14 protein-coding genes and 1 pseudogene are annotated in these 21,914 nt (G+C 70.1%); 5 read left to right on the plus strand and 10 right to left on the minus strand.

The annotated features are described in order from the left end of the window. The first annotated feature begins 50 nt into the window (after window positions 1-50). The 3 genes from AC07N1_RS15955 to AC07N1_RS15965 all read left to right on the plus strand — a co-directional run bounded on the left by AC07N1_RS15955 (window position 51) and on the right by AC07N1_RS15965 (window position 1,887). Window positions 51-608, plus strand: coding sequence for a MarR family winged helix-turn-helix transcriptional regulator (locus tag AC07N1_RS15955; RefSeq protein WP_494672691.1), 558 nt, complete (start codon window positions 51-53; stop codon window positions 606-608). Between the two features lie 308 nt (window positions 609-916). Further along, complete coding sequence (locus AC07N1_RS15960; protein ID WP_494672692.1) at window positions 917-1,462, plus strand: DUF1697 domain-containing protein; 546 nt, start codon at window positions 917-919, stop codon at window positions 1,460-1,462. Window positions 1,463-1,647: 185 nt separating this feature from the next. Continuing rightward, window positions 1,648-1,887, plus strand: a complete 240-nt coding sequence (locus tag AC07N1_RS15965; protein WP_494672693.1) for a hypothetical protein — start codon at window positions 1,648-1,650, stop codon at window positions 1,885-1,887. Between the two features lie 207 nt (window positions 1,888-2,094). Here the strand turns inward: AC07N1_RS15965 and AC07N1_RS15970 are convergent, their stop codons facing one another. Then, window positions 2,095-2,589, minus strand: a complete 495-nt coding sequence (locus AC07N1_RS15970; protein ID WP_494672694.1) for a RidA family protein — start codon at window positions 2,587-2,589, stop codon at window positions 2,095-2,097. A gap of 24 nt (window positions 2,590-2,613) precedes the next feature. Between AC07N1_RS15970 and AC07N1_RS15975 the strand changes: the two are divergent. Further along, window positions 2,614-2,729: pseudogene (locus tag AC07N1_RS15975) on the plus strand (hypothetical protein); the annotation flags it as partial. Window positions 2,730-2,735: 6 nt separating this feature from the next. On the opposite strand, the gene AC07N1_RS15980 reads toward AC07N1_RS15975, so the two are convergent. The 9 genes from AC07N1_RS15980 to AC07N1_RS16020 form a co-directional block, all read right to left on the minus strand. Next, complete coding sequence (locus tag AC07N1_RS15980) at window positions 2,736-3,140, minus strand: c-type cytochrome (RefSeq protein ID WP_494672695.1); 405 nt, start codon at window positions 3,138-3,140, stop codon at window positions 2,736-2,738. Window positions 3,141-3,171: 31 nt separating this feature from the next. Further along, a complete protein-coding gene (locus AC07N1_RS15985) occupies window positions 3,172-4,752 on the minus strand; it encodes a flavin monoamine oxidase family protein (RefSeq protein WP_494672696.1) in 1,581 nt (526 codons plus the stop codon). Between the two features lie 274 nt (window positions 4,753-5,026). Further along, window positions 5,027-7,525, minus strand: coding sequence for a TonB-dependent receptor plug domain-containing protein (locus tag AC07N1_RS15990; protein ID WP_494672697.1), 2,499 nt, complete (start codon window positions 7,523-7,525; stop codon window positions 5,027-5,029). A 566-nt stretch (window positions 7,526-8,091) separates the two neighbouring features. After that, window positions 8,092-9,477: an efflux transporter outer membrane subunit gene (locus AC07N1_RS15995; RefSeq protein ID WP_494672698.1), complete on the minus strand. Its 1,386-nt coding sequence runs from the start codon at window positions 9,475-9,477 to the stop codon at window positions 8,092-8,094. Then, entirely contained in the window at window positions 9,477-10,628 is a 1,152-nt protein-coding gene (locus AC07N1_RS16000) for an HlyD family secretion protein (protein ID WP_494672699.1), read from the minus strand. The genes AC07N1_RS15995 and AC07N1_RS16000 overlap by 1 nt, the downstream gene beginning before the upstream one ends. Further along, on the minus strand, window positions 10,625-12,307 hold the full coding sequence (locus AC07N1_RS16005; RefSeq protein ID WP_494672700.1) for an MFS transporter: 1,683 nt from the start codon (window positions 12,305-12,307) through the stop codon (window positions 10,625-10,627). Before AC07N1_RS16005 ends, AC07N1_RS16000 begins: the two co-directional genes overlap by 4 nt. A gap of 178 nt (window positions 12,308-12,485) precedes the next feature. Beyond that, window positions 12,486-14,663, minus strand: coding sequence for a TonB-dependent receptor (locus tag AC07N1_RS16010; protein WP_494672701.1), 2,178 nt, complete (start codon window positions 14,661-14,663; stop codon window positions 12,486-12,488). Window positions 14,664-14,702: 39 nt separating this feature from the next. Further along, the gene (locus AC07N1_RS16015) at window positions 14,703-17,573 is read right to left on the minus strand and encodes a M16 family metallopeptidase (protein ID WP_494672702.1); all 2,871 of its coding nucleotides are present in this window, start codon (window positions 17,571-17,573) and stop codon (window positions 14,703-14,705) included. Window positions 17,574-17,719: 146 nt separating this feature from the next. Beyond that, window positions 17,720-17,944 (minus strand): hypothetical protein, encoded by a 225-nt coding sequence (locus AC07N1_RS16020; RefSeq protein ID WP_494672703.1) that lies wholly within the window; start codon window positions 17,942-17,944, stop codon window positions 17,720-17,722. 239 nt (window positions 17,945-18,183) lie between these two features. Between AC07N1_RS16020 and AC07N1_RS16025 the strand changes: the two genes are divergently transcribed. Further along, a complete protein-coding gene (locus tag AC07N1_RS16025) occupies window positions 18,184-21,420 on the plus strand; it encodes an autotransporter domain-containing protein (RefSeq protein WP_494672704.1) in 3,237 nt (1,078 codons plus the stop codon). The last annotated feature ends 494 nt before the right edge of the window (window positions 21,421-21,914 follow it).

Consider the following 21,914-nt stretch of genomic DNA (forward strand, 5'->3'; position numbering starts at 1 on the left):
CCGATTTATATTCGCGGCGTCCGACCCGCTCCCGCTTCGAAAAGGCCGCCATGACGACGCCCGATACGCCGCCCGTTCCCGAGAAGAAGGCCCCGCGCCTCGCCGATTTCCTGTGCTTCGCGGTCTATTCGGCCAACCTGGCCTATGGCCGGGCCTACAAGCCGATCCTCGATGAACTGGGCGTGACCTACACCCAGTGGATCATCATCGTGGCGCTGTGGGAGGAGGACGGCCAGAGCGTCAAGAGCCTGGGCGACAAGCTGTTCCTGGAGTCCAACACCCTGACCCCGATCCTCAAGAAGCTGGAGAGCCTGGGCTATCTGACCCGCCGCCGCGATCCCGCCGACGAGCGCCAGGTGATCGTCAGCCTGACGGAAGCCGGGCGGGCTTTGCGCGAGAAGGGCGGCCAGAGGACCCTGGTCAAGGCCACGGGCCTGGCGCCGGAGGAGTTCGCGCAGGTGCAGAGGACGGTGACGAAGGTGCGCGACAACCTGCTGCGGCACGCGAATGACGGGAGGTGGGGGGCGGTCTGCGTGAAGCGGGCGGTCAGAAGACCCTGGTCACGGGTCTGGCGCGGGAGGAGTTCGCGCAGGTGCAGAGGACGGTGACGAAGGTGCGCGACAACCTGCTGCGGCACGCGAATGACGGGCAAGGGGGCTCCAAACTCCCGTCATCCCGCCACAAGCGTGGGTATCCAGGAAAAGGGCGCTCAGCCGCGCGTCTGGATAGTCTCGAGACTCCGTCGGCCGCCCATCCACAGCTAGGGTCTCTTCCAAGGGCGACGGACCTTGCGTTGCGTCTGTCATTTCATGGCGAAAGGTCCGCCGGACCGTGCGCACGAAGCGCCGGCCTCAAATCCCCCGCGACGGCGGCCCGCGCAGGGCTTAAACAGCCGCCTCGTTCGAAAGGCCCGACCATGTCCCTCCACATCGCCCTGCTGCGCGGCGTCAACGCCGCCGGTGGTCGTCTGATCACCGCCGACGAGCTGACCGGCCTGCTGACCGATCTCGGCCACACCGAAGTCCGCATGGGCCCCAAGGTCGGCGACCTGGTGTTCGAGAGCGGCGAGCGCACCGGCGCGGAACTTCAGACCCAGATCGAAACCGAGCTGATGGCGCGCCTGGGCCTGCGCACCGATGTCTATGTCCGCACCGCCGAGGCCTGGCGGGCCCTGGTCGCGGCCAACCCGTTCCCGGACTTCGCGGCGGCCGATCCGGGCTGGCTGATGACTCTGTTCTGCAAGGACACCCCCGACAAGAAGGCCATGGGCGCCCTGCGCGCGGCGATCCGCGGGACCGAGCAGGCGCGGGCCGAAAGCCGCCAGATCTATGCGATCTATCCCGACGGCGTCGGCGGCTCGAAACTGACCACCAGCCTGGTCGAGAAGACTCTCGGCACGCGGATCACGGGGCGGACGTGGACGACGGTGCTGGCGCTCGCCGACATGCTCGAGCCGATCTAGTCCTCACTGTCTTTCCTGTCGCCATCGCCCCGCCCCTCTTCAGCCGCGCCGGCTTCGGCGAACGGCGAGACGCCTCTGAACGTCCGCCCTGGGCGGGCGGCTCAAGGTCGGCCATCGGGGCGGGCGCTAATTTCCGGACCCGACCCATTGCGGACGTTGAGAGCATCTGCTGCTAAGCTCTGCCGATGACCAGCCTTGAAACCGCATTCGCCGAGTTTTTTGAAAGCCGAACGCTAGAAGCGGCGCAACGTTTAGAGGTCATGCTGGACGAGAAATATCCGGATGACCCGCTTATCCAGGAGTGCGTCGCAATACTGGCGGCCTATCGCCCCGGTGGCGGCGATCTTCTTTTTGATGAACGGCAAATAGAGCCGCATCTCCAGCGGGTGCGCGCGCATCTTGGCTTTCGCGCTGCCGCGTCCTAGGGGGCCGCTAACCACCCTCAGCCGACATAAGATCCGTCCGCTTCTTGGCGGGTTGTCGGTAGCGGTGGATGTCCCCGCCACAGGGCGGGGATGACAGGAGTGGGAGCGGTGGAAGGGATCGGGGGTCGCCGGCTGGCGGTGAAACCCCTCACCCTCCCACCGCTGCGCGGCGGGCCGCTCCCTCTCTCTCAGAGAGAGGGATTCCAATTACTTCTTCGGCGGCCTCGCCGCCTGGACCTCGATCTCGACCAGCATGCCGTCGGCGACGAGGGCCGAGACCTGGCTGGTGATGCGGGAGGGCTTGTTGGGCTGTTCGGCGGTGCCGAAGAAGGTCTTGTAGCCTTCCATCATGCCGGCGAAGTCCATCATGCCGTCCTTGGCGGGGTCGCCGACCAGCAGGACGCGCATCATGACGACGTCCGACAGGGTGGCGCCCTGGCTCTTGAGGGCGTCTTCCAGGCGCTTGATGACGCCGATGGTCTGGGTCTTGGTGTCACCGAACTTTGCGACGCCCGTGGCGTTGGCGTCGACGACCGGCGGGGTCATGCCGCTGACATAGATGGTGTCGTAGCCGGCCGGCACGGTGACGACGCTGGCGATGGCCGACTTGGGGTCGCCGCCGCGGACGATCCCCTGGGCTTGCGCCGCGAGCGGGGCGGCGAAGGCGGCGGCGCCGAGCAGGGCGAGGGCGAGGCGTTTCATGGGCGTTTCCTTCCGAGAGAACGAATTCATCCTTGGTGCGAAATCCTCGTCCTTCGACAGGCTCAGGATGAGGATTTCTACTGGGACGCCGAAGTCGCCCTCACCCTGAGCTTGTCGAAGGGCGAGGGCGCTCCACGCGTTGGGGATCAGTGGGCCTGCAGGCCGCGGGCCTTGGCCTTGGCGTTCGACTGGGCGCGGACGCTGGAGATGTCGGCGAAGCTGACGGGCTTGCCCTTGTTGCCCCAGGCGCCGCGCACGTAGTTGAGCAGACCGGTCAGCTCGGCGTCGGACAGGTCGTCCTTGAACGAGGGCATGCCGGCCCGGCCGTTGATCACGACGGCGGCCATGAGCTTGCCGTCGCCCTGGACGATCGGCGCGCCGGCCAGGGCCGGAAAGGCGCCCTTGACGCCCTTGCCGGTGGCCTGGTGGCAGGCCGAGCAGTTGTCGGCGTAGAGGGTCTGGCCGGTCGGCGGCGCGGCCAGGGCGGCGGAAGCCCCCAGGGCCAGCGGCGCGGCGGCGGCCAGGGCGGCGATGATGGCGTTGCGAAGCATCAAGTCTCCCCGAGGGTCAGAAGTGCGAAGGTCAGGCGGCGCGGACGCGGGCGTGCAGCTTGCCGATCTGCTGCCAGGCCGACTCGATGGCCCCGGCCTGCCAGCCGCCAAGATAGCTGAGGTGCTCGCCGGCCAGGTAGAGGCGGCCGTCGGGTTCGCACAGCACCGGATAGGCGCTCTTGCGGCCCTCGTCGCTCCACTCGGCCCAGCCGCCGAGATTGAACTCGGCCAGGTGCCAGCAGAACGAGAAGGCGTTCTCGTAACTGTCGGCGTATTCGGGGAACACCTTCTGGCCGGCGGCCACGGCGAAGGCGGCGCGGTCGGCGGGGCTCTTGGCGCTGATCTTGGCCGCTTCGCCGCCGAACGAATAGTAGCCCAGCAGCACGCCCTTCTGCGACTGCCAGCCGGTCGACGGCAGGCTGATCGTGCCGATGCCGGGCATGTCGTTGTAGATGTGGCCGCCGTAGATGAAGTGGTCCTCTTCCCAGAAGCGGCGCTTCATCTGCAGGCCGATCTTGTTGACCGGGGCGTAGGCCACGCCCTCCATCGCCGCCTTGAACGGCTTGGAGGCCTGCAGGTCGACGCCGCGCAGCACGCTGAGCGGGATGGTGCAGATGCAGTAGTCGGCGCTGATCTCGTCCTTCTCGCCGAAGGCGTCGCGGTAACCGATCTTCACGCCCTTGGCGTCCTGGCGGATGGTCTCGACGACGCTGGAATAGCGTATCAAGCCCCCGACCTTGCGCTCGAAGGCCTTGGCGATCTGGTCCATGCCGCCGATCGGTTGGAGCATGGTGCGCTGCTGCTCGTAGCCGGCGACGGAGGTCAGGGTGCGCCAGGCGCCCGAATGCAGCACGTCGGCCATGCTGCGCGGGGTGGAGGGCTTGCCGGGGCCGGGCGAGACACCGGCGCCGGGATGGACGTCGAAGCCGCGGCCGTCCGTGCCGGTATAGGCGAAGTCGGTGGGGGAAAGCCGGCCCTCGTTGACCATGTAGGCGACGAAGAGGTCGCGGTCTTCGGCGGTCATCGCGCTGTCCAGCCCGCCCTTGGCGGCGACCTTGGCGATCAGTTCGGCGGCGTGGCCGCGGGCGTCGGCGGCGATCTCGCCCTTGCGGACGGGCTTGCCCTTCAGCGGACCCTCGCCCTTTTCGAAGTAGACATAGGCCGCGTCGTTGTCGTTGACGAAGCTCTCCAGCGGCACGCCGAAAAGCTTGGTGTAGTGCAGGGTCGAGCGGTGGTGATACGGGATCCGCCAGGGGCCGTGATTGATGTAGAGCCCCTCGTCGAACTGGCAGGTCTGGTCGTTGCCGTTGAGGTCGACGTGGCGGAAGCCGCCCCGGGCGGTCTGGCAGCGGCCGCCGGCGAAGCCGCGGGCCTCCAGCACCTGCACCTCGTAGCCATGCCTGGTCAGTTCGTAGGCGGCGGTCAGGCCGGCCAGGCCCGCGCCCAGCACCACCACCTTGATCCCCTTGCCGCCGCCGTCGAGCGCGGGCGGCGCGGCCTGGGCCGAGGCGAAGCCGTAGCCCAGGGCGTCCATGCCGGCCATGGCCAGCGACACCCCGCCATAGGCCGCCAGGCCCTCGAAAAACCGACGACGCGTCAGAACTCCGTCCATATGCCCGCCCTGCTTTCTTGTCCCGCCGATCGATGCCGCGGCGGTGGGGTCCATCTCGAAATCACCGTCTCGTCGGGGCAATCCATTTGCCGCGCGAGGAGCCTTCGACCTGTCGAGGAACGCCGTTGTGCCGAGCCCTTGGGCGCCTGTGCGTGCGCATGAGCGAAGTCTGGGCGAAGGGCGTGCGGCGGCGGAATCGAAGGTCGAAACGAAGGGAGCCGGACACTGGGCCCGGCTCCCCATAACGCTGGATTTTCCAGTGCTTAGCCAGCGCCTAGAACGTGTAGGTCAGGCGTCCGTAGTAGTAGCCGCCGTTGATGCCGAAGGGCGAGTAGGACGGATACTGGGTGACGCAGCCGCCGCCGGAGGCGACGCAGGCCGTCTGGAAGGCGGCCGAATACTTGTCGGGATACTCGTTGAACAGGTTGTTGGCGCCGATCGCCGCGGTGACCCCGACCGGGAACTTGTAGGAGACCTCCAGGTCGGTGATCGCCGTGGCGCTGACCACGGTCATCAGCAGCGGGCCGGTGCCGGGATCGGCCAGGGCCGAGGCCTTGCCGTAGAAGGTCTCGGTCAGGCTGACGGTGAGCGGGCCGAAGCTGTAGAGGCCGTTCAGCCCGATCTTGTACTTGGGCGAGGCGGTCTCGAGCAGCGAGGCGGCGTTGCCGGCGAACAACACCTGGCCGCTCGGGAAGGCCGTGCTGGTGGTGGCCAGGGCGGACGGGGCGGCCTTGACCTTGGTGATCTTGGTCTCGTTGTAGTTGCCGCTCAGCGTCCAGTCGATGCGGCCGTAGTCGCCCAGGTCGGTCGGGTAGGACAGCACCACGTCGACGCCCTGGGTGCGGGTGTCCAGGCCGTTGGAGAAGATATTGATGCCGGTGCTGGTGACGGTGCTGTCCAGCACGTTGCCGTTGGCGGCGATCGCGGCGTTGACGTTGGCGTTGACCACCACGCCGTTGCGGATGCCGTAGATCGAGCTGGAGCCGAAGATCCGGTCTTCGAGCTTGATGCGGTAGAAGTCGATCGTGGCCGTCAGCTTGGGCAGCGGGTGGGCCACCACGCCGAGGCTGTAGTTGGTCGACTTCTCGGGCTTCAGCTTGGAGATGCCCAGCAGGGCCGCCGCCGCCGAGTTCGGCGCCAGCTGCACGAAGGCGCTGGTCGGCGAGACGTTGGTGGCCGAGTAGTAGGACTCCGCCAGGGTCGGGGCGCGGAAGCCGGTGCTGACCGTGCCGCGGACGGCGATCATCTCGTTGAAGTCGTAGCGGCTGGTCAGCTTGCCGACCGTGGTGTCGCCGAAGTCGCTGAAGTCTTCGTAGCGCAGGGCCGCGTCGATCTTCCAGGGCGCGATCGGCGAGACCGCCAGGTCGGTGTAGAGCGCCCAGCTGGTGCGGCTGTGGCCGCCGGCGTCGGTCTTGGAGAAGCCGGGGTAGGACTGCGAGCCTTCCTTGTAGGTCGAGGCCGCGTCGCCCGCCCCGATGGCGTAGGTGTCGCGGCGCTGCTCGACGCCCAGGGCGACGTTCAGCGGCGTGGCCAGGCCGACCTCGAAGTCGTGGCTAAGGTCGACATTGTTGGTCCACTGGGTGGTGCGCCAGCTGCCGGCGTGGAACGAGGTGGGGGTGAAGCCCTTGGCCGTGGTCGTCGAGGTGTCGGCGTAGAGGCTGGCGTTGGCCGAGTCCTCGACCCGCACCTCGATGTCGTCGAGGCCGTAGGTGGACGACACGTCGAGATCCCAGCCCAGCACCTTGCCGCTGAGGCCCAGCGTCATGGCGTAGTCGTCCTCGATGATCCGTTCGCGCGGGCTGAAGCCGTTGGGGAACGGACGGTCGGCCGCGCCCATCTTGCCCTGCACGCGGTTGTAGCGGCGGTAGTTCTCGTAGGCCGAGGCGTCCTTGTGGCCGTAGGTGCCGAACGAATAGACCTCGAAGTCGGCGGGCAGCTCGACCCCGGCGTTGAAGGCCAGGACGTGCATCCGATACTCGGCGTCGCCCGAGATCAGGTTCAGGTTCGGATAGCCCGCGATCTTGCTTTCGACGGCGTTGTTGGCGGTCGAATAGCTGGGGCTGGCGGGGTTGTAGACCCGCTGGTCGGGCAGGCCGCGGTTGGAGAAGCCGTGGTATTTGCTCTCGACGGTGAGGTTCAGATAGCTGTTCTCGGTCGGCGTCGTGCCGATGTTGGCCGAGAACGAGGCGGTCTTGCCGCCGCCGTCGAAATACTCGCCGCCCGTGGCCGAGACCACGCCGCCGCTGTCGGCCTTCTTGAGGATGATGTTGACGACGCCGGCGATGGCGTCGGTGCCGTACTGGGCGGCGGCGCCGTCGGTCAGCACCTCGATGCGGCCGATCGACGACATCGGGATGAAGCCGAGGTCGGCGGCGGCGGCGCCCTGGTAGGGGCCCGACAGCACCGCGAAATTGGCCGTGGTGTGGCGGCGCTTGCCGTTGATCAGCACCAGCGCCTGGTTGGGCGACAGGCCGCGCAGGCGGGCCGAAAGGGTGAGGTTGGCCGTGTCGCCGCCGAACGCCTGGGCGTTGAAGGACGGGACCAGATTGGCCAGTCCCAGGCGCAGGTCGACCTGGCCGGTGCGCTCGAGCGTGGCGGTGTCGACCACCTGCACGGGCGCGGGGCTGTCGGCGACCCGCAGGCCGGTCTGGCGCGTGCCGGTGACGATGACGGTGTCGAGCTCGACGGAATCCGGCGCCGGGGCCGGTTCCGCGGCCAGCGCCATGGTGGAGGTGCAGAGAGCAATCGACAGGGTGGAGATCCCCGCGATCAAATTATTCTTTAGATTATTATTCATTGGTAGCCCCCTCTTCGCATAATCAACGCATGATTGATGACTCCTCCGTGGGGTTCCGCCCTAGATGTATTCTTATAGTTGAACGCGAATACAAGACTGCACAGTGGCTATGCCAAGGGTGAGCGTCGGGCACGGGGGCAGGTTCGGCAATGGGCAGGCGGCTTTGCGGGGGCGTTACATGATCGCTAAGGCGCAAGCCGCCGCATTTCGTGGCGCCGAACGGCGGTTTCTCAGTCCGATTGATCGTCCGGCCGGCGCCCCGGATAACGGCGTTTGATCGAGCGCGCACGAGCGGGGGCTCGCCGTTGGCGGTTATCCGACCAGCGGAGTCGGGGTGGGGAGTGAGGGGGTGATGACCCTTCCGGAGGAACCCCGGACATCAGGTCCATAATCTGCTCGTCATCCCGGAAAGCCCGGAGGGCTTATCCGGGACCCAGGGGCCACGCGCAGTGAGGCGGCCCCTGGGTCCCGGCTCTACGGTCCGCTGCGCGGCCCTCCGGCCGGGATGACGGTGGGGGAGGGGTGGAAGTGAGGGCGCGCCCCTACCGCCCCTCGCCAACCGTCCAGCCGCCGCCCAGGGCCTGGTAGAGGGCGATGGCGTTCTGCAGGCGGGCTTCGCGTACCTGGGCGAGGCCGAGGTCGACGGCCAGCAGGCTGCGCTGGGCGTCCAGCTCCTCCAGATAGGACACGTAGCCGGCCCGGTAGCGGCGGCGGGCGTGGTCGAGGGCCGAGGCGGCGGCGGCGCGCTGGCGTACGGCGGCCTCTTCCTGCTCGGCCAGCCGGCCGGTCCCCTCCAGGGCGCTCTCGACCTCGCCGAAGGCCGTGAGGGCGGCCTTGCGATAGGCGAAGGCGGCCTGGTCGCGGCGGGCGGTCGCCGCGTCTGATTGAGCCCGCAGGCGGCCGCCGTCGAAGAGCGGCGCCAGGGCGCTGGCCCCCAGGCTCCAGATGGCGATCGGGTCGAGGGGCTCGACATTGAGCCCGCCGCCGGCCGCCGACAGCCGCACCTGGGGCAGGAAGGCGGCGCGGGCGGCGGCCAGGCTGGCGTCGGCGGCGGCCAGGGTCGCTTCGGCCTGGGCGATGTCGGGCCGGCGGGCCAGCAGGGCCGAGGGCAGGGGCGCGGCGGGCTGTGGGATGGCCAGGGCGTCGAGGCTTCCGCGCGTCACCGCCCCGGGGACGTCGCCGACCAGCAGGGTCAGGGCGTTTTCCTGCCGGCGGACGGCCAGCTCCAGGGCCGGGACGCGCTGGACGGCGGATTCCAGTTCGCCCTGCGCCTGGCGCAGTTCGAGGTCGGAGGTGACGCCCTCGCCGGCCCGGCGGCGGGCGCGGGCGGCGGCTTCCTGGCGCGAGGTCAGGGTGGCGCGGGCGGTGGCCAGCTGGGCGTCCAGCGACACCAGGGCGACATAGGACCGGGCGACGGCGGCGGCCACCGACAGGCGGGCGGCGTCGCGGGCGTCGCGGCTGGCCTGCAGGCTGGCGCGGCCGGCGGCGTCGCTGGCCCGGATCCGGCCCCAGAGGTCGATCTCGTAGGCGATCTGGAGCTCGGACTGCACGGCGGTGCTGGTGGTCGCAACGCCGAAGGCGTTGAAGGTGCGCTCCTTCTGCGCGCCGGCCGTCAGGTTGAGCGAGGGCAGGAGAGCGGCGTGGGCCAGGCGGCTCTGGGCCTCGGCTTCGCGCACCCGTGCTTCGGCGGCGCCCAGGTCGGCGTTGCGGGCCAGGGCGGCGGCGACCAGGTCGGACAGGCGCGGGTCGCCGAAGGCCTTCCACCAGTCGGCGGCGACAGCGTCGGCGCTGGTTTCAGCCGGGGCGCGCCAGCCGGCGGGCGGGGCCAGGCTCGCCTCAGGCGGCGGCGCGGTCTTCGGACCGGGCGTCGCGCAGGCGGCCAGCAGGCCGGCCAGGGACAGACCCGTGAGGAGAAGGCGGCGCGCCATCAGCGGCGGCCCCCATTCTGCTTGGATGTGGCGACGTCGACCTCGGCCTCGACCGACATGCCCGGGCGCAGGCGGGCCAGGTCGGGCTGGCCCGTGTCGAGCACGATGCGCACCGGCAGGCGCTGGGCGATCTTGGTGAAGTTGCCGGTCGCGTTCTGGGCCGGGAGGATGCTGAACTCCGAACCGGTGGCCGGCGAGACCTGCTCGACCCGTCCGGTGAAGCGCTGGTCGCCCAAGGCGTCGACGGTGACGGCGGCGGTCTGGCCCGGGCGCATGCGGCCCGACTGGCGCTCCTTGAAGTTGGCGATCACCCAGCGCTGCGGGGGCACGAGCGCCACCAGCTGGCTGCCGGCGGTGACGTACTGGCCACGCCGGACCCCGACCTGGCCCAGCTGACCGTCGGTGGGGGCCGTGACGATGGTGTTGGCCATGTCGATCTCGGCCAGGCGCAGGGCGGCGCGGGCGGCGGCGACGGCGGCCTCCAGGCCCTGGCGCGAGACGCCGACCGAGCGGACGTCCTGGCGGGCGATCTCGTGACCGGCCTGGGCGGAAGCGAGCGTGGCCTCGGCGGCGCGCAGGGCCGCGCGGGCCTGGTCGCGCTCGCGCAGCGACACCGAGCCGTCGGTGGCGAGGTCGGCGACGCGGGCCATGTCGGCGCGGGCCCGCTCGACCTGGGCCTGGGCCGAGCGGATGTCGGCGGCGCGGCTGAGGACCGTGGCTTCGCGGGAGGCGCGGGCCTGGACGGAATTGGCCAGGTCGGCCTCGCGGGCGGCCAGGGTGGCGCGGGCCTGGTCGAGGCGCTGGGCGTAGATTCGCTGGTCGACCTCGAACAGCGGCTGGCCGGCGCGCACGGCCTGGAAGTCCTGGGACATGACCTTGACCACGTAGCCGCTGAGTTGGGGCGCGATGGTCGTCACCTGGCCGCGGACATAGGCGTTGTCGGTGCGCTGCACCGAGCCGGCGAAGGGCGGCAGCTTCCACAGGAACAGGATCAGCAGCATCACGACGAGGGTGACCAGGGCCGTCAGCACGATGGCCCGGGCGCTGGGCGGCTTGGGCCGGGCCGGCGGCGGGGCGGCCGCGGCGGCGCGGTCCTCCGGCTGGGGCGCGGATTGAGGAGCGGAAGGCGGCGGCGAGGGCGCGTCGGTCATGCGGTCTCTCGGGCGGGGGCGGACGGGGCGGCCGGCGCCGGCGCGGGCGGCGAGGCCGCCATGCGTCGGGCCAGGAGGAAGAACAGGAAGCCGGCGTAGGCGAACTGCAGCAGGGCGATGACGCCGACCACCAGGAAGACGTCGTTGAAGGCCAGGACGTTGGCCTGCTGGGTCAGCTGCTGGGTCAGGAGAGCGCTGGCGTCGGCGGCGCGGAAGGCCGGGTCGGCCTGGGTGGGGGCGTAGACCCCGGCATAGGCCTGCAAGGTCGCGGCGACCGCGGGGTCGGTTCCGGTCAGGCGCTCGGCCAGGCCTACGGCGTGCGACTGGGCGCGGACGGTCTGCAGCGTGCCCAGCATCGATGCGCCGAACAGGCCGCCGAGGTTCTGGGCCACCCCGAACATGACCGAGAAGGTGATGATCGAGCCCAGGCCACGGGTCAGCAGCTGGCCGATGCCGAACATGAAGGATGGCCCCAGGAACATGGCCGCGGCGAAGGCCAGCAGGGCCTGGCTGACGAAGAGGTTGGCCGGCGCGGTCTGGACGGTGGCCTGGGCGTCGAGGAACGAGCCCATGGCGATCAGCAGGATCGAGCCCAGGAACTGCGGCGCCAGGGTCTTCTGGTTGAGGGTCATGGCGCTGGTGACGATGCCGGCCGCGGTGGCCGCCAGCACCACGCCGTAGAGCAGGCGCTGCTGCTCCTGCGCCAGGCCCAGGGCCTGCATCAGGCCGGCGGCCCCGACGCTCTGCTCGGAGAGGATCACCCGCACCAGGGCGACGTTGAGACAGAAGCGCAGGAAGGCGCCGGTGGCGACCCAGCGGGTGTCGATCAGCGGGTGGGTGCGGCCGTGCTCGACCAGGGCGCCGGCGACCAGCAGGACGACGGCGGCGGCCAGGCACCAGCCCAGCCAGGGGGCTTCGAACCACCAGACGATGCGGCCCAGGCCCAGCACCGCGACCAGCAGGCCAAGGCCGCCGCCCAGCAGGCCGAAGGTCAGGATGTCCATGCCCTCGAAGACGTGGATGCGCACCCCCTGGGGCAGGCGGAACAGGGTGACGGCGGCCAGGCACGCGGCGGCCAGGCACGCCTCCAGCGCATAGAGGCCGTGCCAGTAGGCGGCGTCGAGCAGGCCGGTCGAGATCAGCCGGGCCAGCGGCGCGCCCAGCTGCGAGACGCCGACCCCCAGCACCAGGGCGCCCATCCGGAACGAGGCCGGGAAGGCCTGCAGCATGTAGAACATGGCCAGCGCCGTGAGCGCGGCCGCGCCGACGCCGCTGATCGCCCGCAGCAGCAGGGCCATGGCGAAGTTGTCGAGCAGCAGGTGGGCGAAGGCGGTGACGGTGTAGAGGGTCAGGAACACCAGCGCGAACCGGCGGATGCCGAACTGCTGGCGGTACTTCACCAGCAGCAGGTTCATCGAGATGTTGGTCATCACGTAGATGGTGGTCAGCCAGGCGCCCTGGACGGGGCTGAGGCCCAGCGAGCCCTGGATGGCCGGCAGGTTGACCGAGACCAGGGCCGTGCCCAGCGAACCGGTGATCCCGATCAGCAGGCTGATCAGGCCGTGGATGACGCGGAAGTGGGTCGGGAAGGCGGGCGTCGACGGCGAGCCGGGCAGCAGCGGCCGCTCGTGCGGCAGCCAGTCCGGGACCGGTCCGATCTGCTCGCCGTGCTGGGGCATCGCGCGGCCCCGTCAGGCGGAGGGCGACGTGGTCAGGCGGCGCGCGCGCGGCGCTGGCGAAGCGATCGGAAACGGAAACGACGTCATCGCGCCCTCATGTCCTGTCCAGCGACGCGACTGTGGGCCGCCTCGCGCGGCCGGTCAAATGCGGCGCGGCGCGTGGTTTGACGGTTCGCGGCTAGAACCGGCTGGCCAGCCCGATCCGGACCGTGCGGCCCATGGGGTCGCGGTCGTCGCGGCCGTAGCCGGGGGCGGGACGGCCGTCGCCCAGGCGGGCGCGGGGGCGGGCGTCGAGCAGGTTCTCGACGTCGAGGCTGACGGTGAAGCCGCGGTTGCGGCGCGCGGCCGCGGCGAGGGGGCTGTCGCCGGTCGGCGTCGGCGCGACCTTGCGGTTCACCAGATAGCTGAGCTTGGCGTTGACCGTGCCGAAGGCCGCCACCCGCAGGTCGCCGTCGCCGTCGCGGCCGCTTTCGTCGCGGATGCGGTAGGCGCTGCGCCAGGCGCCGCCGGCGTTGAGGCTCCAGGACCCGCGGCGGGCGCTGAGGCTGAGGCCCAGGTCGTGGCGCGGGGTCCCGCCGCCGTCGCCGGCCAGGCGGTCCATGCGCGGCAGGCCGGCGCGGATCACCGTCTCGTCGCTCAGCCGCACCGTGTGGTTCAGCGACACCTGCACCGAGCCGGCGGCGGACGGGACCTTGGGGGCGCCGAACGGGATGGTGAAGTTGAAGTTCGAGGTCAGCGAGGTCGAGGTCGCCGAGGCGATGTTGATCGGCCGCTGGTCGATGCTGACCAGCCGGCCGTCGGCGTCGCGCTGGAAGCGCTCGGGGAAGGCGGCTTCGACGTCGGCGGTCGGCAGGGGCAGGGAGCCGATCCCGTCCACCGCCTCGCTGCGCTGGTAGCTGGCGCCGCCGGACAGGCTCCAGCGGGTGTAGGGACCGGCCGAGACCCCGAGCGTCACGGAGCGGCGCCGGGCGGCCTCGAGGTCCGGATTGCCGCCGGTCAGCGGCAGCACCTCGACCGACTGGCCGGTGCGGAAGTCGAACACCACCGTCGGGCTGCCGTAGGCGATCGGGGCGAAGCGCTGCTCGTCGGAGGGCACGTCGGCCAGGCGGAACCAGGCGCCGGAGACGTTCAGCTTCTTGATCGGCGACCAGAAGAGGTTGGCGCCGAGATTGTCGCCGCGACCGGAATCGGCCCGGCGCGCGCCGGCGGTCAGCTGCATGGCCAGGTCGCCGATCTTCGGGCCGCGCCCGTCCTCGGCGAGGGCGGCGTTGAGCAGCGGAATGGTGATCGAGGCGTCCAGGCCCTGCGTGCTGCTGGAGAAGGCGCGGTTCTGGCTGGGGCCGGCGGTTTCGGAGCGGGAGGCCGAGGCGCGGCTGGAGATGTCGGTGTTCACCGGACCGGCGGGCAGGGTCAGCAGCGTGCGGTTGGCGGCAAGGTTCAGATTGACCGAGCGGTTGTCGGTGCGGGCCTCGTTGAGTCCCGAGGTCTCGGTGCGCGAGACCGCGCCGCCGAGCATCGAGCGGATCTGCCAGCCGGCGGCCTGGCCGCCCAGCCCGCCGGTGAAGTTCACGCTCCGCCCCTCGTTGCGGTTCACCACCGGCGCGCCGCCGACCGTGGAGGTGAAGCTGCTGGTCTGGGCCTGGACCAGGGCGCGGGCCGAGCCGCGCCAGCCGCCGATCCCGCCCGTGCGGGAGAAATCGACGCCCACCCGCCGGGCTTCCGGGCGCAGGGTGGCCTCGGCGCTTTCGGGGTGGGCTTCCAGGGAGTCCGGCCGCTCGTCGGCGCGCAGCGAGGTGTCGCCGGCGACCCGCAGGCCCAGCCGGCTGGTGTTCATGTCGAGAATGCGCGAGCGGCGCAGGTCGGCCGACAGGCTGGAGGTTCCGCCGGCGGTCGGCCCGCTGGCGGAGAACAGGCCGTCGCGGCTTTCGAAGGTCTTCTGCAGGACGATGTTGACGACCCGGCGGTTGGGATCGCCGCCGACGCCGTAGGTCGCTCCGGCCGAGGGCGGCAGCACCTCGACCCGGACCAGGGCGTCGGGCGGAAAGCCCGTGAAGGCGTCGGCGTCCGACACCCGCTGGCCGTTGACGATGATCACCGGCGCGGCCCCGCCGCCGAAGCGCTTGTTCACCTCGTTGATGACCTGGCTGATGTCGTCGGCGGCGAGGGCGTCGATCTGGTCCGGACCCAGCTCGTACTCGGGCGGCATGGCCGCCGCGCCGCGCCGGGCCGTGACCTCGACGCCGTCCAGGGCGACCGGCGCCTCGTCGACCGCCTGCGGACGCGCGCTCTCGGCCTGGGCCTGAGCCTGGGCCGGGACGACGGCGGGGTCGGCGAGGACGCACAGCAGCCACAGCATCGGCCTAGCGTCCGGCTGCTCGTGACGCCGCGGGCACGGCTATTTGCCCTTGGCCAGGGTCGGGCTGTCGAGGTCGAGCTTGTCGATCGGGATGGCGAGCGCCTTGGGCGCGGCGGTCTTGATCGCCTCGCCCATCGCCTTGACGTCGCCGACCACGATGACGCTGGCCCGGGCTGGATCCAGCTCGGCCTTCGAGAAGGCCTGGACGTCGCCGGCGCTGACCGCCGAGACCTTGTCGGTATAGGCTTGGATCTCGTTCAGCGGCACGCCGTAGACCGCGAGGCTTCCGAGGATGTCGGCCAGGCCCCCGGAGGTGCCCAGATCGCGGCCGAAGTCGCCGATCAGCACCGACTTGCGGGCCTGCAGTTCGGCCGGCGAGGCCGGTTCGGTCCCCAGGCGGGTCAGCTCGCCCTTGATCAGCTCGACCACCTGGCCGGCGGACTCGTTCTTGGTCTGCACCGTGGCCGAGAAGCCGCCGGAGGCCGCGCGCGGCGTCAGGCTGGAGCCGGCGCCGTAGGAAAGGCCCCGCTTGATGCGGATCTCCTGGTTCAGGCGGGCCGAATAGCCGCCGCCCAGCACGCCGTTGGCCACCAGGCCCGCGTAGTAGCGGGGATCCGAGCGCAGGATGGCCGGCTTGGCCACGACCACGGCCGCCTGGCCGGTGCCGGGCAGGTCGATGAGCACCTCGCGCGGCGTATAGCCGGTCGGGCCGGCGGCGGGCGCCGGGGGCGGACCGGCCGGCTTGGCCCAACCGCCGAACGCCTTTTCCGCCAGGGCGAAGCCCTGTTCGGGCGTCAGGTCGCCGGTCAGCACCAGCACCGCGTTGTCGGGACGCCAGTAGGCGCCGTGGGTGCGCACCAGGGCCTCGCGGGTGATCCTGGGCAGCGAGCCCGGCGTGCCGCCGGCCACGTGGCCGTAGGCCGAGCCGGCGTAGATCACCGGAGCGACGGCGAAGCCCGCCACGCCGCCGGGACGCTGATAGGTCACCGACAGGCCGTCCAGCGCCTCGGCCCGCACGCGGTCGAGTTCCTCGGCCTTGAAGGCCGGCTTCTGGGCGACGTCGGCCATGATCGCCAGGCCTTCGGCGGCCTTGTCGGAGATGACGCTGAGGGTCAGGGACGAGCTTTCCCAGCCCGAGCCGGCCGCAAGATCGGCGCCCAGGGCCTCGGTCGCCTGGGCGATCTGGGTGGCGGTGCGGTTTCCGGCGCCTTCGGTCAGCAGTTCGGCGGTCAGGGCCGAGACGCCGGCCAGGCCTTTGGGGTCGGCGCTGGAGCCGCCCTTGACGGTGAGGTCGGCGGTGACCAGCGGCAGGTCGCTGGACTTGGCGACGATCACCCGCAGGCCGTTGGCCAGCACCTTCTCGACCGGGGTCGGCAGGACCGGCGATACCGGCTGGCCGGGGGCGGGCGGGGCGATGCGCTCGGCCTCGGGCGCCAGGGTGGTGACCGGACCGTCATAGCCGACCGAGGCCACCTTGGGCGGGGCGGGGAAGGGATCGGCCTCGCCCTTGGGCCTGGCGCTTTCCGGCAGGTAGCGGATGACGGTGCGGCGGTCGGCGGCCAGGTACTTCTTGGCCACGCGCTGGACGTCGGCGGCGGTCACCGCCTGCAGGGCGGAAAGGTCGGTGTTGGCGCGGCCGGCGTCGCCCTCGGTGCGCAGGGCGTAGCCGAGCGCCGAGGCGCGGCCGTCGATGGTCTCGCGCTCGCGCACGGCGCCGGCCAGCAGGCCGGCCTTGGCCTCGGCCAGTTCGGCGGCGGTGGGCGGGGCGTCGCGCAGGCGGGCCACCTGCGCCAGCAGCGAGGCCTCGCCCTGCTGGGCCGTCTTGCCGCCGGCCATGATCGCGCCGACGTAGAACAGGCCCTGCTGGGCGCTGTCGGGCGCGGCCGAGAAGGTCGATTGGGCGATCTTCTGGTCATAGACCAGGGCGTCGTAGAGCCGCGAGGACTTGCCGGCCGACAGGATGGCGTCCAGCACGGCCAGGGCCGGCACGTCCGGATCGGCGGCGGGCGGAGCCAGCCATGTGATCGCCACGGCCGGCAGCGGCACGTTGGGGCCGTAGGTGGTGACGGTCTTGGGACCTGCGCGCGGCGGCTCGACCGCGGTGACCGCCTTGATCGGCGCGGCCGGGGTCTTCAGCGGGCCGAAATACTGGTCGATCCAGGCGTCGAGCTGCGCATCGTCGAAATTGCCGACCACGATCAGGGCGGCGTTGTCGGGCCGGTAATAGGCGGCGTGGAAGGCGCGCACGTCGTCGACCGTGGCAGCGTCCAGCTCCTCGATCGAGCCGATGCCCGGACGCTGGTAGGGGTGCACGGAGTACGAGGCGCGCGGGATGTTGATGAAGAAGCGGCCGTAGGGATTGGCCAGCACGCGCTGGCGCAGCTCTTCCTTGACCACGTCGCGCTCGGACTTGAACACCGCCTCGTCGATGACCAGCGAGCCCAGGCGGTCGGCCTCGGCCCACAGCAGGCGCTGCAGGTGGTTGGCCGGCACGACCTCGAAATAGTTGGTGAAGTCGTCGGCGGTGGAGGCGTTGTTGAAGCCGCCCACGTCCTCGGTCAGGCGGTCGAGCATCTCGTTGGGCATGTTGCGCGTCGACTTGAACATCAGGTGTTCGAAGAGGTGCGCGAAGCCCGAGCGGCCGATCGGATCGTCCTTGCTGCCGACGCCGTACCAGACCTGGACCGTGACGTTGGGCGTGGTGACGTCGCGCGAGGCGTAGACCTTCAGCCCGTTGGCCAGGGTGCGCTCGCGATAGACGATCGGCGGCACGGCGATCGAGGCCTTCGAGGCCGAAGTCGCGGCGACCGGCTCGGCGGGCGAGGCGGCCTGGGCGGCGGAAATCGGGGTCAGGGCGGTGGTGGCGACGGCTAGCGCCGCGAAGGCGGACACGGCGGCGGGGCGGATCATCTCGAATACTCCGAAGCAGACCGCATACGCTTAGGCGCCCGAGCGCCCATAGGCAATTTACAGTTGTGTCACTTGTCGCGGTTTCCCTCGCAGGAAGTCAAGCGGGCGGATCGGGCCCAGGGGCGTTCGCAGGCCTTCCGGCCGCCTCAATTGATCGCGGCGGACGGCGGGCTGTAGGCGGCCAGGCGGACCAGCACGCCCTCGGCGTTCTTGCGGTAGTAGCCGCCGGGCGAGCTGAGGGCGCCGCCGCAGGCCGGGCAGGGCTTGTTGACGGAAACCTTGCTGCTGAGCAGGTCGAGCACGTCCTGCTTGAGGGTCAGCACGGCGGGGCCGCCGCAGGCCTCGCACTTGAGGGCCAGTCGGGTCGACATCAAACGCTCTCCATCGTCGCCAGTTCGCGGACTGGGGCGCCGCCGGCGGGAGTGGGGGAGGGGCTCCGGGGGCGCGAGCGCTGCAAGAAAACCCTGCGAGATGGCGGGCTCATGACCAAGTCTTGCAGTAATCGGGCGATCCTTGCAGAGAACGCGGTTCTCGTAGCTTCGCCGTAAATCCAGGGCCATCGTCTCGCTGCACCGGCTCCCTATCGACGCGCTCATACAGGAGACGCGTCATGAAGAGACTGACCTTGATCGCGACCGTGGCGACCGCGCCGCTGCTTGCGATCGGCCCCGTGGCGCACGCCGAGAAGACGATCAGCAGCGACTCCCGCACCACTCCAGTGGCCACATCGAGCGCCAGCGACGGCGCGGCCGACGACGTCAAGATCACGACCGCCGGCGCCATCACCCTGTCGACCTCCGGCGCGATCGTCACGCTCGACAGCAGCAACACCGTCACCAACAACGGCGCGCTGAGCACCGAGGGCGTCTCGGACTCGATCGGCATCCTCGTGCTGGGCGGCAACACCGGCTCGGTGACCAACGACGGCTCGATCTCGCTGACCGAGGACTATTCGGCCACCACCACCTCCAGCATCGTCCACGGCGCCTTCGCCGAGGGTTCGGGGCGCTACGGCATCTACCTGAAGGGAACCGACGCCTTCACCGGCGACGTCACCAACAGCGGCTCGATCACCATCGAGGGCAACGACTCCTACGGCATCCTCCTGGAATCCCCGCTGATCGGGAACCTGATCAACAGCGGCTCGATCTCGATGGTCGGCGACGACAGCACGGGCATCAAGATCTCGGGCGGGGTGACGGGCAATGTTACCCAGTCGGGCTCGATCAGCGTGCAGGGCGAAAACTCGGTCGGCCTGTCGGTGGATTCCGCCGTCTCGGGCGCGCTGTCGATCGAGGGTAGCGTCAACGCCACCGGCTATCGCTACAGCAGCCGCGCCAGCGCCACCTCGACCCTGGCCAAGATCACCTCCTACGCCGACAACCTGCTGCAGGGCGGCTCGGCCGTCGTGGTCTCGGCCGACGTGGCCGGGGGCATCATCCTGACCGGCTCGGACAGCACCATCACGGTCGACGGCACCACGACCACCACGGTGACCACCAGCTACTCCTCCACCGGCACGGGCTCGATCTCGGTGCAGGGCGAGGCGCCGGCCCTGCTGATCGGCTCGGATACGCAGGACGTCACCATCGGGGCGGTCGGCACGGACGCCGACGCCTACGCCCTGATCATCAAGGGCTCGATCTCGGCGGCGGGCGTCTATGACGGGGTGACGGCTACGGCCCTGCAGATCGGCGGCGACGCCGGCTACGCCACGACGCTTACCGGCGGCATTCGGCTGGACGGTTCGATCTCGGCCTCGTCCTACGAGGCCGACTCGACGGCGATCCACCTGAAGTCCGGCGCCGACGTCGCCACGCTGTTCAATCGCGGCACGATCAGCTCCAGCGCCTATTCCTACGCGGAGTCCGGCACGACGGCGACGGCCTACGGCCTGGTCATCGATTCCGGCGCGACGCTAAGCAGCCTCAACAACACCGGCACGATCGCGGCCACCCGCACGGGCGAGAGCGGCGACGCGGTGGCGGTGATCGACAAGTCGGGGACCCTGACCTCGATCACCAACAGCGGCCACATCTACGCCGCGGTGGTGGCCCCGACCCTGACCACGGCGGGCGACACGGTGACGACCACGGCCACCGGCTCGGCCATCGCCTTCGACCTGACGGCCAACACCACCGGCGTGACCCTGACCCAGACGGCGGCGGCCTCGAACAGCGGCTCGGTGGCCGGCACCACCTCGGTGACCCTGACGACGAGCACGGCCACGACGATCACGCCCTACATCTACGGCGACGTGCTGTTCGGCTCGGGCGACGACACCCTGAACCTGCTGTCGGGCTACCTGATCGGAGCGATCTCGTTCGGCGAGGGCGACGACGTCGTCAACATCGACGGCGGGGCCACGGCCTATGGCGACCTGATCGACCCGGACGGCCTGGGCGCTCTGACCATCGGCGACGGCCGCCTGACGGTGACCAACACCGACACCATCGCGATCAAGAGCCTGAACCTGGGCTCGGAGTCCGAACTCTATATCACCGCCAACCCGACGACCGGGGAGAACACCTCGTTCACGGTGGGGACGGCGACCATCGCCAGCGGCGCGACCATCGGCGTGCGCCTGACCAGCCTGCTGACCGCGCCGACCACCTATACGGTGCTGACCGCCGACACCCTGACGGCGGGAACCCTGGCCAGCAGCGTCTCGCAGGCGCCCTATCTTTATGTCGCCAGCGCCTATGCCGAAGACAACAGCGTCTATCTGGACGTGCGCCGCCGCACCGCCGCCGAGGCGGGGATGAGCACCGGCCAAGCCTCGGCCTACGACGCGGTGTTCGGCGCCCTGGGGGCGGACTCGACGATCGCCGACGCCTTCCTGGTGCAGTACACGCGCGACGGATTCTACAATCTCTACAACCAGATGCTGCCCGACACCGGGGTAGGGGCGTTCCGCGCCCTGACCTCGATCAACCAGCAGATCGGCGAGGCCACTGCCGACCGGCCCGACGTCGGCGACCGTTATGGTCCCGACAGCGTCTGGGTGCAGGAGGTCAACGCCCTGGTGCGCATCGACGACGGCGAGACCCTGGGCTCGGACACCTATGCGGTCGGCTTCGTGGCGGGCTACGAGGCCATGGGCGACGCGGGCGGGGCGCTCGGCGTGACGCTGTCGCTGGTCAACCTGCAGTCCAAGGACACCGACGCCAAGGTCGGCGAGCAGAACAGCGGCATGTTCGGCCAGACCGGCGTCTACTGGCGCCGCTCGGTCGGCGGCTGGCGGTTCAATCTCGGCGGCGGGGGCGGCGGCGGCCGCTTCAAGGGCCGGCGCGTGTTCATCTCCGAGGACGTGGACGAGGACGGCGAGGCCGACGTCTATGTCAAGAACCGCTCGGACTGGTACGGCCTGACCGGCTACGCCTTCGGCGGCGTCGCCTACCGCCAGGACTTCGGCAAGGCCTATCTGCGGCCCGAGGCGCGGCTGGACTACACCTATCTCTACGAGAGCAAGCAGGAGCAGTCCGGCGGCGGCGACGGCTTCGACCAGATCATCCAGGCGCGCTCGTTCAGCAACCTGGCGGCCAATCTCGGCGTGGCCTACGGCAAGCGCTACGAGAACGCCGACGGGGTGTGGTTCGAGCCGGAGGTGCGGGTCGGCTATCGCCAGACCGTGGCGGGCGACATCGGCGAGACGGTGGCGGCCTTCACCGGCGGCGGCTCCAGCTTCACGATCAGCTCGATCGACAACCGCCAAGGCGCCCTGACGCTCGACTTCGGGGTCAAGGCGGGCTCGGCCCTGTCCTATTTCGCGGTGAAGGGCGGGGTGGAGGCCACCCGGCATCAGAAGGCCTACAAGCTGAGCTTCAGCGGGCGGGCGATGTTCTAGGGGGCGTGGAGGGGCGTCCGCGCCTGGTGCGTCCAGATACGGGCAGGTGTGGGCGTGATGTTCCCGAGGCAAAATGCATTTAAACCAACGTTACGTGAAAAACCTGTTTGACATCTCCGTAGGGTCGTTTAGATAGCCGCCTCCGCCGCAGCGCAACGCACCGGCGGGGGCCGCTCCCGGGACTTCCGAGGCGGTCTAGGGCTCCGGCCCAGGTCTTTGACATTGTTGATTTGGAAAGAGAAACGCAGGCGGCGGCGCTCTGGCGGTCACCCTTAGGGGTGACGCAATAGACGCTGACGAATGCGGTCTCTTGAAGACACCATTTATACGGTGGCTGGCTCTTAGGGGCTGGTCATTGTGTGATGGGAACTCGTCAAGAAACTATGCAAACCAGATACGCGATCGGGGTTTTCCCCCCGATCAAATAGCTGGAGTCAATGTCAACTCAACCTGAGAGTTTGATCCTGGCTCAGAGCGAACGCTGGCGGCAGGCC

Source organism: Caulobacter sp. GW821-FHT09B11 (assembly GCF_059418205.1).